The 10,981-nt window shown below is 58.9% G+C and carries 10 protein-coding genes; 5 read left to right on the top strand and 5 right to left on the bottom strand.

What is annotated here, in order from left to right; genetic code table 11:
- Positions 1–272 precede the first annotated feature (272 nt).
- On the top strand, positions 273–614 hold the full coding sequence (locus TBK1r_RS07760) for a hypothetical protein (protein WP_419581103.1): 342 nt from the start codon (positions 273–275) through the stop codon (positions 612–614).
- A gap of 92 nt (positions 615–706) precedes the next feature.
- On the top strand, positions 707–1,528 hold the full coding sequence (locus TBK1r_RS07755) for a ParA family protein (protein WP_145208681.1): 822 nt from the start codon (positions 707–709) through the stop codon (positions 1,526–1,528).
- Between the two features lie 194 nt (positions 1,529–1,722).
- Here the strand turns inward: TBK1r_RS07755 and TBK1r_RS07750 are convergent, their stop codons facing one another.
- Positions 1,723–2,706, bottom strand: a complete 984-nt coding sequence (locus TBK1r_RS07750) for a hypothetical protein (protein ID WP_145208679.1) — start codon at positions 2,704–2,706, stop codon at positions 1,723–1,725.
- Positions 2,707–2,873: 167 nt separating this feature from the next.
- On the opposite strand from TBK1r_RS07750, the gene TBK1r_RS07745 reads away from it, so the two are divergent.
- Positions 2,874–4,124: an outer membrane protein assembly factor BamB family protein gene (locus TBK1r_RS07745; protein WP_145208677.1), complete on the top strand. Its 1,251-nt coding sequence runs from the start codon at positions 2,874–2,876 to the stop codon at positions 4,122–4,124.
- 32 nt (positions 4,125–4,156) lie between these two features.
- On the opposite strand, the gene TBK1r_RS07740 is transcribed toward TBK1r_RS07745, so the two are convergent.
- Positions 4,157–4,789 carry an adenylate kinase family protein gene (locus TBK1r_RS07740; protein WP_145208675.1) on the bottom strand — a complete coding sequence of 211 codons (633 nt, stop codon included), beginning with the start codon at positions 4,787–4,789 and terminating at the stop codon, positions 4,157–4,159.
- 271 nt (positions 4,790–5,060) lie between these two features.
- Between TBK1r_RS07740 and TBK1r_RS07735 the strand changes: the two genes are divergently transcribed.
- Positions 5,061–7,478, top strand: coding sequence for an alpha/beta hydrolase family protein (locus tag TBK1r_RS07735; protein WP_145208673.1), 2,418 nt, complete (start codon positions 5,061–5,063; stop codon positions 7,476–7,478).
- Positions 7,479–7,590: 112 nt separating this feature from the next.
- Here the strand turns inward: TBK1r_RS07735 and TBK1r_RS07730 are convergent, their stop codons facing one another.
- Complete coding sequence (locus TBK1r_RS07730; RefSeq protein WP_145208671.1) at positions 7,591–8,586, bottom strand: C-terminal binding protein; 996 nt, start codon at positions 8,584–8,586, stop codon at positions 7,591–7,593.
- A complete protein-coding gene (locus TBK1r_RS07725) occupies positions 8,583–9,998 on the bottom strand; it encodes a sulfatase family protein (protein WP_419581102.1) in 1,416 nt (471 codons plus the stop codon). The genes TBK1r_RS07730 and TBK1r_RS07725 overlap by 4 nt, the downstream gene beginning before the upstream one ends.
- 144 nt (positions 9,999–10,142) lie before the next feature.
- On the opposite strand from TBK1r_RS07725, the gene TBK1r_RS07720 reads away from it, so the two are divergent.
- The gene (locus TBK1r_RS07720) at positions 10,143–10,400 is read left to right on the top strand and encodes a putative signal transducing protein (RefSeq protein ID WP_145208667.1); all 258 of its coding nucleotides are present in this window, start codon (positions 10,143–10,145) and stop codon (positions 10,398–10,400) included.
- Here the strand turns inward: TBK1r_RS07720 and TBK1r_RS07715 are convergent.
- Positions 10,369–10,959: a Uma2 family endonuclease gene (locus TBK1r_RS07715; protein WP_145208665.1), complete on the bottom strand. Its 591-nt coding sequence runs from the start codon at positions 10,957–10,959 to the stop codon at positions 10,369–10,371. The genes TBK1r_RS07720 and TBK1r_RS07715 overlap by 32 nt on opposite strands.
- Between the last annotated feature and the right edge of the window lie 22 nt (positions 10,960–10,981).

Here is a 10,981-nt window from a genome sequence, read left to right as displayed (position 1 = left end):
AAAATCCCCACGTGGGGCGATCCGGGTGGAATCTCAATTCACAACGAGTTCCCCCCCAGTGTTCGCCGCGCGAGAATAGCGCCGCATGGCCGACCTGTCAACTGAGGGACCCACGAATCAGACGCGCCTCCCCCGGCCGTGAAACTGGGATAACCGGCAAAATCATTCAATTCGCCTTTACTTTCCCAACCGTCAAAGTCGATACCGGTTACGCATACCCGTCGGTTTGCCGACGCCACTAACCTTTGGATTTCGATCGACCATAGAAATTGATGAGCAACTTTGATCAGCGATTGCAGGCGGGATGGAGAGTCTGGTCCGAAGACGATCCATCAGAGTACCACCGACCACCCCGATCGGATCCCCGATGGCTACGTGAACTGGATCAAATTGCGGGCACCGGCCCCATAAAAACCAGTTCCGTCCCGATCAAAACGCTCGCCCGGTTGCTGCTCAGCGCCCAACGCTGCAACAGCGCCTGGCTGGACGATTTTGCCGACGACGTGGTCGTGATTGATTCCGATTTACACGAAGTGCTGCTGGCCTTTGAGAAGCTTCAACAGGAACCCAAGGGCCCAGCCGAACAGAACCTGAACCGCGGAGTCGCGGCCTGACCGATCCCGGTCAGCCTGCCCGGCTCTGGCGCTAACACCTCCCCCAAAACGTCGTTCGAATCGACGTGATTATTTTCCAAGGAAATGAAACCATGCGTTCCATCGCTGTGATCAACCAGAAAGGCGGGGTTGGAAAAACCACCAGTTCGGTGAACCTTTCGGCAGCCCTGGCCCAATCCGGTCGCCGTGTCTGCGTGATGGATCTGGACCCCCAGGCCCACGCCTCGCTGCACCTCGGCATCACCGCAGTCGACGACCAGCCCAGCATGTACGAAATCCTCTGCGGGGACGCCTCGATCACCGAAGCCAAACGGCGCGTCAATGACAATCTGTGCGTCGTGCCTTCGAATCTGGACCTGGCCGCGGCGGAACTGGAATTGGCCGGCGAAGTCGGTCGAGAAATGATCCTTCGCGACCGACTCGACGACGACCCCGACGAATATGACTACCTGATCCTGGACTGCCCGCCCAGCTTGGGTGTGCTGACCGTCAACGCCCTGGTCGCGGTCAATGAAGTCTTTCTGCCGCTGCAACCCCACTTCCTCGCCCTGCACGGCCTCAGCAAACTGCTCCGCACGATCGAGGTCGTCTCACGCCGTCTCAACGACCAACTTCGCCTCTCCGGCGTCATGCTCTGCATGTACGATTCCAACACCCGATTGGCGGCCGAAGTCAGCACGGACATCGACGAATTCTTTCAAGCCACCAAAGGCGGTCGCGAGTTCTTCCGCGGCGCCCGGTTCTTCGACACGCGCATCCGTCGCAACGTGCGTCTGGCCGAAGCCCCCAGCTTCGGACAGTCGATCTTCCAGTACGCACCCCAAAGCAACGGTTCGATCGACTACCAAGCCCTGGCCGAAGAAGTCATCGCACAAGAACAAAACGCCGAGATGCCCGAGCGTATGGCCGCCTAACGCGCCGTGTACATTGGCCCACGGATAGCAGCGCGAACCCACGGATTTTTGGCATCCTGTCATCCGTGGGTTCGCGCTGCCACCCGTGGGTCTGACCTCCGATGAATAGCCCGGCAAAACTGCTGGACCGCTTCGTCCGGATTGAATCTTAAAGTGAAGCCGTCACGGAACGTCGCCCTGCCCGGCGCCCGCTACTACTGCTTCCGCATCTGTTTCATTGCCTGGTACCCTTCCCAAGCGATCCGCTGTAGATCAGCCCGATCCTGATCCGAAAAGACTTTCTTGATCGGCAGATTGTCACGGTCCTTCGTCCGATCTTTGTTCTGCCAATAGCGGATGTCGGTGATCGAGTCGAGTTTCAGCCTGCGTGGGTCGGCGTCCAGGATGGCAGCGTACAACGTGCAGGCGGTCAGGTACGCCATCGTTTGGTTCAAGTGGGCGTCGTTGACAAAACGCAGGGTCAAATCAGGACGTTGACGCTGACATTCCAGCGCGACCAGTGACATCGGTGCCACCTCGGCATCAATCTTGTCCGCCAACGCGGCGATCGCCTCAGCCTTTTCCAACACCGGCTCCGCATCCGGCATCCCCGTCAACGGTTTGTCGTTTTGCGTGGTCGGCGTCGTTTCATACAAGACGACCTTTCCGCCTTGAGCATGAACCAGCTCCGCAAACTTGGGTGCGTATTGGGCATACAGCGACGACGGTCCGCCCTCCACGTCGTCGCGATACGACTGCAACACCACCACGTCCCATCGCGTTCGCGTTGTTTCATAGTCGTTCAACAGTTTTCGTTGACGTTCAACCGCATACTTGGCGTACTTGTCACGCGGATCCTGGCGCAGTTGGACTTCCAAGTCCTTGATGGTCGCTTTGATCTGATCCGCGGTGAGGGTGCTGGATCGGATGAAATTCTGACTGCCCAATCGCCAGTGGTCGGCCAACCGGCGGCCGCCATAGATGACGGTTTTGGCTTCCAACTTCACGCCCGGCTGGCCTTCCTCGACCATCGCTTTGACCACATCGGCCATATTGTGCCTGGCCGTGTAACTGTTGCCGATGAACAGCACGTTCAGCGTTTTGGCCGCCTGCTGCGTCGACGGCTCCGCACCGTGGAACTGCCGAGGGGACACGATGGCCAGCAAAACCAGCAGTACACAAAGGGAAAGTCTTCTCATGTTGATTCGAAACTGAGGTGAAGAAAAGAAGAGAGCGATCGGAGTTCATCGATCAGCCAACATCCTACGAAAATCGACTCCGCTGCGGGACACGCTCCGATTCGAATATACTTTGCAGATCCACGAGGCTCCCACTCGCCCCCCGCAGACTTGTAACAGGTTCAAAGATGAGAATCGGATTCCTGCTCGCGATGATGTTCGCTGGCTCCCTTTGCCATGCCGAGGATTGGCCGCAGTGGCGTGGGCCGCGTGGCGATGGAACCAGTCGCGAAACGAGTGTTCCGGTGCAATGGGATGCCGCCACCGGCAACAACATTCTGTGGAAAACCCCGGTCACCGGATCGGGTTATTCATCCCCCATCCTGTCGGGAGATTCCATTTTCCTGACCTCGTGCGACGAAACCACCCATGCCCGGTTGTTGCATTGCCTGGATCGCGCCAGTGGGCAAACCAAATGGACTCGCGAGGTGATCGCAGCACCGCTGGAGGGAATGCATAAGCTGAACAGCCACGCCTCGGGCACCCCCGCAGCCGATGATCAACATGTTTATGTCACGTTCTTCCAAACCGATGACACCAGCGGAGAACGCGGCCAGCCCGGCGAGATGATCGTGGCCAAATACGACCACCAGGGCAATCAGGACTGGCTGGTCACTGTCGGCTCGTTCTCCAGCATCCACGGCTACTGCACCAGTCCGGTCTTGTTCGAAGACCTGATTCTTGTCAATGGCGACCACGACGGTGAATCCTACTTGGCGGCACTCAACCAATCGACCGGCGCTTTGGTCTGGAAAACCCCACGCCTGCACCAAACACGCAGCTACGCGACTCCGCTGCTGTGCGAGATCGACGGCGCGGTGCAAGCGGTCATGACGGGCAGCAAACGCGTCGCGGGATTCGATCCCCGGACCGGAAAGCGACTTTGGTGGATCGAAGGTCCGACCGAACAGTTTGTCGCCTCGATGGTCTATGACAACGAGAACTTCTATTTGACCGCCGGTTTTCCGACCTACCATGTGATGTCGATTCGTCCCGGCGGCAACGGTGATGTGACGGAGTCTCACGTCAACTGGCACGTCACCGAAGCGCAAAGCTACGTGCCTTCACCGGTCGTCACCAACGGCTTGCTGTTCATCGCCGACGACCGCGGCATCGCCCATTGCTTTGACAGCCAAACCGGAGAGCGGGTTTGGCGAGAACGCTTAGGCCGTCACTTCAGCGCGTCCTTGGTGACCGCAAACGGATTGGTCTACTTCACCACCGACGACGGCGAAACCATCGTGATGAAGGCCTCGCGCCAGCCAGAGATTGTTCACAAGAACTCCCTCGGCGAATCGGTGTTCGCCTCCCCGGCGATCTCGGACGGCAAGCTTTACATTCGCACGCGTGAACATCTCGTTTGCATCGGCAGCCCCTGACCGGACAGCGAGAAACCAGCGTCGCGGTCAGCTCAACAACCCAGCCTCGTCCGAATCTCTTGATGGATCGCATCGGGTTTTGCCGTCCCGTCGATGTCCAGCACCAGCTCCTTCCGCTCAAACAAACTCAACACCGGTTTGGTTTTCGTGTGGTAATCCCTTAATCGCCCCGCCAACGCCTCTTCGGTGTCATCGGGACGCGCACGCAGCCCGCTGCCACACACGTCGCAAACATCCTCGACCGCCGGCCGGTGCGAAATCAGGTTGTAATCCAGCCCACAACCGCTGCACAACCGCCGCGACAAGACGCGTTGCCGGACCACTTCGTCGGGGACTTCGATGTGGATCACCGCGTCGATGTCGTACGTCTCCAAAAAGAACAGAGCTTGCGACTCGCTGCGGGGAAATCCATCCAGGATAAAACCGTAGTTCCAATCGTGCTCGTCCAATCGGCGATGCACAATCGTCTCCACCACGTCGTCACCGACAAGGTTGCCCGATGAGACGATGCGTTTGACTTGCGCGCCCAGCTTGGTGTGATTCTTGATGTGCCAACGAAAGATGTCGCCGACACTGATATGCACCAAGTCGAATGCGTCGACCAGCCTGGCCGCCTGCGTTCCCTTGCCACATCCTTGAACACCCATGATCACGTACTTGTGCATTCCACCCAATCTCCGAAGCGAACGTCGTGTGTCGCGAAACGGCTCGAAAACAGATCTGATTGCAAGGAGTGACGTTCGCGCTGCCAAGATCATAGCAATTAAAGTGCCGTTGCCCGTAAAATGAGCCACAATGGCCCAATCAGCGCGTCAAAGGGGTCGCGGCCGGTCTTCCGGTGCCCCATCATTTAGCACACGTGCCAGTTCCTGATGCGTTTCCCGCCCGCGTCTTCCACCGCGTCGATCGCGAATTACTCCTGCCCAAGCATCTCCCATGGCTTTCTTCCGCATGCCCCTGACACTCATCGTTCGACAGTGGCGTCAGCAGTGGCGTCAGCAGTGGCTTCAGCAGTGGTCTCGTGTCTCCGTGCCAGCGGGCATCTGGTTGGCGATGGTCGGCCTTTCGCTTTGTCTCGCCCAGGATTCAGATTCCTCATCGCTGCAACGCCAGTTCCCCGGCGCGGCGCCGCTCGAAATCGAAGGCGACATTGCCTCGGAAATGGTCGACGGCATTGACCGATTCTTGCTTGAAAAATTGGATCAATCCGCCGAAACCCGCGAGCGACATTGGCAACGCGATTTCACTTCCCCGCAGGCCTACGCCCGCTCGGTCCAGCCCAATCGAGACCGCTTGGCCCGCATGCTCGGCGCCCACGAAGACCGCGTTGCGCCGGTCGTCATTGATCGCAACTTCGTCGCCGGCTCCTCAGTCGACGGCTCGCTCTCAGGCTATCGGGTCTATTCGGTTCGGTGGCCGGTGCTCGAAGACCCCGACCCCGGTCGGTCAATCGTTTCGGTTTACGGCGAAGGCGTGTTGCTGGAACCGATCGAACCGACCGCGGTGACGGCAAATGTCGTCGCGGTTCCCGATTGTGATCAAACGCCCTCGCAAATCAGTGGAATGGCCGCCGAGGTCGCCCCCGAGCTGCAATTCGCCAGGCGTCTGGCCGAGCGAGATTGTCGCGTGTTGGTTCCGATGTTGATCAGCCGCGAAATCAAGTCCCGCGGCGGCCGCGCGAAGCTGACCAACCGTGAATACATCTATCGAGCGGCATTTGAATTGGGACGGCATCCGATCGGTTACGAAGTCCAAATGGTGCGTGCGGCGATCGACAGTTTTGATGCGTCGCGCCCGATCGGAGTGATCGGTGCCGGCGAAGGCGGTCGCATCGCCCTGGCCACCGCGGCGCTTGACGAACGGGTCGATGCGCTCTGCGTCGGCGGCAGCTTCGGTGCAAGCGAGGCGATTCGGGCCGAACCGATCGATCGCAACGTCTTCGGTTGGTTGGCTGAATTCGGCAACGCGGAAACCCTGACCCTGGTGGCGCCTCGCAAGGCCTTGATCAATCACGCACGGACACCTGCACGTTCCTTCGACGGCGGCGGTGGCGGCGCCCCAGGAACGATTCGCCCGATTGACGCCACCGAAGGCCGAAGAGAAGTCGAACGGGCCAGACAGCTCGTCCGCCCCTTGATCAAAAACCAGCATTGGCAGATCGACGAAACAACGTTCCGCGACGCACCTTGCGATCAAGCCACCACGGACCGCTTCGTCGAACTGCTGATCGATCGTCCCAGTGCTGATCAACCCAGTGCCGATCAACCACAGCGCGACGTCGATGTGGTTCGACAGGTCGATGAAGCGGCCATGCAAACGCGGCTGGTGGAACAGCTCGATCGACACAATCAATTGCTGCTGCGTGAATCCCCATTCGTCCGCAGCACGTTCATGAAAGGTCTCAACACGAATTCAATCGAGGACTATGTTCAGTCTTCACAGCGTTATCGGCAGATCTTTCGCGACGAAGTCATCGGGGGCTTCGACGATCCGTTGTTGCCGCCAAACGCCCGCGTGCGACAAACGTGGCAGCAACCGGGATGGACGGGCTACGAAGTGGTCCTGGACGTCTTTGAGGATGTGATCGCCTACGGGGTGCTGATCGTGCCCGATGACATCGGGCCCGGTGAAAAACGTCCGGTTGTGGTCTGCCAACATGGCTTGGAAGGCCGCCCCACCGATACCTTTCTGGGCGATCACCGAGCCTACCATGACTTTGCCGCCCAGCTTGCGCGGCGCGGATTCATCACCTTCGCACCGCAGAACCCGTATCTGTTCAAAGATCGTTTTCGAACGCTGCAACGCAAAGCGAATCCGTTAGGCAAGACGCTGTTCTCGGTGATCGTTCCCCAGCATCAACAGATCGTCAATTGGCTCCAGTCGCTGCCCCAAGTCGACCCGCAGCGGATCGCGTTTTATGGTCTCAGCTACGGCGGAAAATCGGCGATGCGAATCCCCGCCCTCGTGACGGACTACTGTCTCTCGATCTGCTCGGCCGACTTCAATGAATGGGTGCTCAAGAACGTATCGACGCGGCACCCGTTCAGTTACGTCGGGACCGGCGAGTACGAGATCTTTGAATGGAACCTCGGTGAAACCTTCAACTACTCGGAAATGGCGGCTCTGATTTGCCCGCGTCCGTTCATGGTCGAACGCGGACACTTTGACGGTGTCGCAACCGACCAGTGGGTTGCGTATGAATACGCCAAGGTGCGCAATCTCTACGCCGCCCGCCTCAAGATCGGTGAGCGAACCGAAATCGAATGGTTCGACGGCCCCCACACCATCAACGGCCAAGGCACGTTCGATTTTCTGCACAAACATCTCAACTGGCCCAAGCCACCCGCCGAGTAGGGCATGCTGTGCATGCCAACGGCGCGTAGCGTGTAGGGCATGCTGTGCATGCCATCGGCCTCCCGGTAGTGCATGCCAACGGCGCGTCGGACATGCTGTGCATGCCCTCAGGCTAATTCACCACATTCCGCAATGGCTCGCCTAACAGCGCCCGCAACACCTCCTTGGCCCCCTTGGTGCGGAACTCCTCGCAGCCTTCGTCGCAGTAATACGCGGTGTGGGGATTGAGCAACAATCGGTCGTGGGCAGCGTGGTTGGGGTCACGCCACGCCGCCAGCACTGGGCTGTCGTGTGGCGGCGGTTCGTGTTCCAACACATCGATCCCGGCTCCGGCCAGCCGACCGCTCGCCAACGCCTCCACCACCGCAACCGTGTCCACGATGCCGCCCCGCGCCGTGTTGACTAAAAACGAACCACGCGGCATCCGCGCGATTTGTGGACCGGCGATCATTCCTCGCGTTTCCTCGGTCAGCGGGCAATGCACACTGACGATGTGCGAAGTCGCCAACAGTTCATCAAGCCGTTCGATTCGGCGGATCCCCAATGCCTTGTCCAGGCCGTCGGGGCGATACGGATCATAAAACGCCACCTCCAGCCCGAACGCTTTGGCACGAAGCGCCGCGGCAGTTCCGATGCGTCCGCAGCCGATGATCCCGAAACGCCGACCGCGGAGCCGAGCAATCGGCGTGGCTTGGTCGACGTTCCACTGACCGACGCCACGTCGCAGTCGGCTGTTGAGCAAATGGGTGCCGCGGGCGAGCGAGACTGCCATGGCGACGGCCGAATCGGCGACTTCTTCGGTCCCGTAATCGGGTACATTGCAAACCGGAATCCCTCGCTGCCGTGCCGCAGCCAGATCAATCGCATCGTAGCCGACACCCGGGCGCACGATCGCGCGACACTGTTTCAGCCGATCGACACTGGATTTCGAGAACGTCAAATAGTGATAGACCATCACCGCATCGGCGTCTTCGATCTGTCCGATCAAGTCCGCTTCACACTTCGCGTCCAACGCCACCACGTCGGCGACTTCATCCAACACGCCGCGCTCGGCGTCCAGCGGCTCGGTGATCAAATCGGTGATCACCACCTTGAATCGATTGTTCATGTGCCACCTTGCTCCTGAAACCAATCGTGCAGTTGCCCGGCAAGCTCCTTCCGCAACGCCGCGTACTCAGGTCGCGCCGACAAATCGTTTCGCTCGTCCGGGTCATTTCTCAAGTCAAACAGTTGCACCTTGTCGATCAACGGATAGTGAATCAGTTTCCAACTCGATGTCCGAATCATCCGTTGTGCGTCATGGTAATACCCGAAGACTGCCGGATGGATTTCGCTTGCGGTTCCATTCAAGACCGGAGCGAAACTTTTGGCGTCCACCGAATCGGGAATCGAAATCCCGGCCATCTCACACGTCGTCGGATACATGTCCCGCAAGTAAATTTGTGCTTCGGTGCGTTCGCCTTGTGGAATCCCCGGACCGGCGACGATGAACGGCACTCCGATCGTGTGTTCGTACATGTTTTGCTTGCCCATCAACCCGTGGCTGCCCAGCGCCAGGCCGTGGTCGCTGGTGAAGACGATCACGGTGTTGTCGTACCTGCCCGACTGCTGTAACGATTTTAAGATCCGCCCGATGTGATGATCCATGTCGTCGATGACGGCATAGTAGGCTGCGATCTCTTCACGAACGTCTTTCTCGGTGCGAGGCCATGGCAACAGTTGTTCGTCACGGCCTTTCAAATTTCCGTGGTCGAACGGATGCTCTGGCAACAGGTTGGCCGGCAGGGGCACGGTGGCGGGATCGTATTTGCCGTCGTACCCCGGCGGGATGATCAGCGGATCATGCGGCGCGGTGAAATTGACGTGCAGAAAAAACGGCTGATCCGAATCACGTTGAAGCAGCGCGATCGCGCCATCGGCGATGTGCTTGCTCGTTTCGCCGACCAATCCAATCCCTTTCTCCAACTCCGGTTTGCCGTCATCGGTCTTGAACGTCCAGCCGCGGTAACCGGTGATCAGTCGTCCAAATCGCCCGGATCGCGGTTCTTTTCCCTGTGCGCCAGCGCCGCCACTGCTGAACAATCCACTTGTTTCGTCGTAGCCACGCGTTTTCGGCGAGCCGTCGTTCATCCACTTGCCCGAGTACCAGGTTTGGTAGCCGGCGTCACGCAGCGCGTCCGCCCAAAACGTCTGCCCCCGTTTCAAGCGGCCGCCTCCGTAGGGGACGCCATTTCGAAACGCGGTCGCGCCGGTCAGGATTTCGGCGCGGCTGGGCACACACAACGGAAACGCACAGGTCGCCCGCGTAAACGTCATTCCCTCGCGAACCAGACGATCCAAATTCGGCGTCTCGATCACTGGGTTGCCCAGCGCAGCAATCGTGTCGGGGCGCTGATCATCGCTGACGATGACCAGAAAGTTCGGACGCGGATCGGCGGCGAATGCACTTTTTGACCAACAACCTGGCAAGAACAACAGGGCCGTCACGAACACAGATGCAAAGGCTCGAATTACAGTCATCGTTTTCTGCATGGCGTCATCTGTCGTGGTAAGTTAGATCTGCGGAGTTGCAGGACGTGTTGTCGCTTGCGTCGATGCTCCGAATGCAACGCGATGATCTTAATGGATCCCGCCATACGCCGGTTGTTCACTCGGAACCCACTCATGACCGACAACGAAAAGAACCTCGATACCGCCAACCTTGTGACAGTTGCCGAACAGACCGATGAATTGTCGGCTTCGATCGTGGTGTCGGTGCTTCAGGACGCCGGAATCCGCGCCATCGCGACCGGGGGATTCACGTCCGGCTTTCGCGCCGAAGCGCCCGGCATGGTCAAGATCAAAACGTTCGAAGAGGATGCCCAGCGCGCCCGCCAAGTGATCGATGAAATCAAAATGGATCCACCGGTGTTTGACGACTAGGCCTCCGCCCAAACAAATCATCCAGATCGAGCACGGCTTCGGGAGCCGCCAGCGGAGAGATCCGATCACCACGGCGAGCGATCGTGTGGTCCGTGAAGGCTTTACCTTGCGGACTGCGAAAAACGTGGACGCAGGCACCACCGGCGTCGACCAGCCAGTATTCCTGAATCCCGGCTTCGGCATACAACTCCGCCTTCTCTTGAAGATCATAATTCAAGCTACTGTGCGACACTTCAATGGCGAGCTTGACGTCTTCGGCCGACGGATGCTTTTCTTGATAGCGTCCCGCGCGGACCCAAAGCAAATCAGGCTCTGGGCGGCTGTGGAGGCTCGCGAGGTCTAGTCCCGTCTGTGCTGTCACGGAGATTTGATCGGCCGACGTGGAGCGTGCTGACCAGCCAGTGAGATACATGATCAAATCGTCGTGCAGCGGTCCGGCCGGATTCATTTCACGAAGTTCCCCACGAATCAATTCAACTTTGCGATGGAGGTGATCAAACGCGCCGCACGTCACCATGCGATCGAATTCGGCCGCGGTTAAATGCAAACTGGTGCTCATCTCTCATGCTTGAAAAAGTCAA

Origin of the sequence: Stieleria magnilauensis (genome assembly GCA_007753675.1) — a bacterium.
GTDB lineage: Bacteria > Planctomycetota > Planctomycetia > Pirellulales > Pirellulaceae > Stieleria > Stieleria magnilauensis.
The sequence above is the reverse complement of the archived record's forward strand: the minus strand, read 5'-3'. Positions and strand labels throughout refer to the sequence as shown.

Excerpts from the sequence above, each read along its gene's own strand:
- TBK1r_RS07760 (WP_419581103.1), top strand. The coding sequence starts at position 273 with ATGAGCAACTTTGATCAGCGATTGCAGGCGGGATGGAGAGTCTGGTCC.
- TBK1r_RS07755 (WP_145208681.1), top strand. The coding sequence starts at position 707 with ATGCGTTCCATCGCTGTGATCAACCAGAAAGGCGGGGTTGGAAAAACC.
- TBK1r_RS07750 (WP_145208679.1), bottom strand. The coding sequence starts at position 2,706 with ATGAGAAGACTTTCCCTTTGTGTACTGCTGGTTTTGCTGGCCATCGTG.
- TBK1r_RS07745 (WP_145208677.1), top strand. The coding sequence starts at position 2,874 with ATGAGAATCGGATTCCTGCTCGCGATGATGTTCGCTGGCTCCCTTTGC.
- TBK1r_RS07740 (WP_145208675.1), bottom strand. The coding sequence starts at position 4,789 with ATGCACAAGTACGTGATCATGGGTGTTCAAGGATGTGGCAAGGGAACG.
- TBK1r_RS07735 (WP_145208673.1), top strand. The coding sequence starts at position 5,061 with ATGGCTTTCTTCCGCATGCCCCTGACACTCATCGTTCGACAGTGGCGT.
- TBK1r_RS07730 (WP_145208671.1), bottom strand. The coding sequence starts at position 8,586 with ATGAACAATCGATTCAAGGTGGTGATCACCGATTTGATCACCGAGCCG.
- TBK1r_RS07725 (WP_419581102.1), bottom strand. The coding sequence starts at position 9,998 with ATGACTGTAATTCGAGCCTTTGCATCTGTGTTCGTGACGGCCCTGTTG.
- TBK1r_RS07720 (WP_145208667.1), top strand. The coding sequence starts at position 10,143 with ATGACCGACAACGAAAAGAACCTCGATACCGCCAACCTTGTGACAGTT.
- TBK1r_RS07715 (WP_145208665.1), bottom strand. The coding sequence starts at position 10,959 with ATGAGCACCAGTTTGCATTTAACCGCGGCCGAATTCGATCGCATGGTG.